This window comes from Variovorax sp. 20P10.2.4 (assembly GCF_058244205.1).
The window spans coordinates 1-1,197 of record NZ_JBZAYE010001152.1; the positions used below are offsets into that span (position 1 = coordinate 1).

Annotated in this window: 2 protein-coding genes; both read right to left on the reverse strand. The window is 72.3% G+C overall.

The window, feature by feature from the left end; genetic code table 11:
- A partial coding sequence (locus AC27VN_RS41890) for an ABC transporter ATP-binding protein (RefSeq protein WP_490880576.1) occupies positions 1-653 on the reverse strand: 653 nt, incomplete at its 3' end.
- Positions 650-1,197, reverse strand: a 548-nt coding sequence (locus tag AC27VN_RS41895; protein ID WP_490880577.1) for an HlyD family secretion protein, incomplete at its 5' end; no start/stop codon positions are given. The genes AC27VN_RS41895 and AC27VN_RS41890, both read right to left, overlap by 4 nt.

Consider the following 1,197-nt stretch of genomic DNA (forward strand, 5'->3'; position numbering starts at 1 on the left):
CCCTCGCGCAGCACGAACACGCGCGCGCAGCGCTCGGCCTCGTCGAGGTAGGCGGTGCTCACGATGACCGAGAGCTTCTCGTCGTCCACCAGCTGCTGCACGATCTGCCACAGCTCGCGCCGCGACAGCGGATCGACGCCCACCGTGGGTTCGTCGAGCAGCAGCAGCTCGGGCGAGCGCACCAGCGTGCAGGCCAGCCCGAGCTTCTGCTTCATGCCGCCCGAGAGCTTGCCCGCGGGCCGGTCGGTGAAGCGGCCGAGGTCGGTCATCTCCATCAGCCGGCCGTAGCGCGCGCGCCGCTCGTCGCGCGGCACGCCGTGCAGGTCGGCATAGAGGTCGAGGTTCTCCTGCACGCTGAGGTCGTCGTAGAGGCCGAAGCGCTGCGGCATGTAGCTGATGCGGTCCTGCACCGCCTGCGGGTCGGCGGCCACGTCGATGCCGAGCACGCGCAGCTCGCCGGCGTCGACGCGCAGCAGGCCGGCCATCAGCCGCAGCAGCGTGGTCTTGCCGGCGCCGTCGGGGCCGACCAGCGCGGTCAGCGTGCCGGGCGGCACCTCGAGCGCGATGTCGTCGAGCGCGTGCACGGTCTTCTTCGCGGGCTTGACGACGAAGCGCTTGTGCAGGCCGCGCGCGAGGACGGCGGGGGCGTTCACTTGCCGGCCGTTCCGGAGGACGCGAGCCGCAGCGTCACGGTGGCCGGCATGCCCAGCCGCAGCCGGTCCTCCCTGTCGTCGACCATCACGCGGATCTCGTAGACGAGGCTGCTGCGCAGCTCCTCGGTCTGCACGGTCTTGGGCGTGAACTCCGCCACCGAGGCGATGTAGCCCACCTTGCCCGCGAGCGCATGGTCGGGCTGGCTGTCGGTGCTCACGCTGGCCTCCTGCCCGGCCTGGATGCGGCCGAGGTCGGGCTCGGCCACATAGGCCCGCACCCACTTGGGATCGGTGATCGCGAGTGTGAAGGCCGGGCGCTGCGGCGAGGCCATGTCGCCGGGCTCGAGCAGCCGCGCGCGCACCACGGCGTCGATCGGTGCCTTGAGCTCGGCCTCCTCGAGCTCGTGCTTCATCAGCGCGAGCTCGGCGCGCGCCGCCTCGAGCTGGGCCTGGGCCTGGCCGATGTCCTCCTTGCGCGGCCCGCTCACCACCAGTTGCCGCGCCTTGCGCGCGTTGTCGAGCTGGGCCTGCGCGACCTTGCGCC